This is a genomic window from Virgibacillus sp. M23 (genome assembly GCF_034190895.1).
GTDB lineage: Bacteria > Bacillota > Bacilli > Bacillales > Amphibacillaceae > Virgibacillus > Virgibacillus salarius.
Genome location: NZ_JAWDHA010000249.1, coordinates 1 through 455, shown reverse-complemented (window position 1 = coordinate 455; position 455 = coordinate 1). Strand labels below are relative to the sequence as shown.

At 40.9% G+C, this 455-nt stretch carries 1 protein-coding gene; it reads right to left on the bottom strand.

All coding sequences use genetic code 11. The features are described from left to right. Window positions 1-455 (bottom strand): hypothetical protein (locus tag RVS70_RS22365; protein ID WP_321134904.1); only part of this gene is annotated, 455 nt, incomplete at both ends.

Below are 455 nucleotides of genomic sequence, written 5' to 3'. Positions count from 1 at the left end.
ACCTTATTCATGAACGATGTTGTAAATTTATCCATCTCTGTTAGGATTGTTTCCGGGCTGAATTTTGTGGCGATTTCATCCATTTTTTCCATGAATGATGCAGCAAATTTGTCCAGTGCTGTCAAAATCGTTTCCGGATCAAACATGCTTGCAATATCACCGGCATTTCCTCCGGCTGAAGAAGCTGCTTTATCCGGTGAACCTGAGCTTCCCATACTATCAATTCTTTTCTGCAAGGAATACAGCTTATCTGACACCTTGTCATTAATAGCCAGCTCCAATTTATTGTCTTTTCCTGTTAAGGCATCAATACCGGCTGAAATGCGACCGACTGTTTTCATGACGTGATCAATCACGCGTATTGTAACAGAGTAGCCATTTTGAAGTGCATTTTCCATATAACGCTGTATTTTTTGAACAGCCGGCGAAATTTGGTCTTCTGCACTCAGCATTAT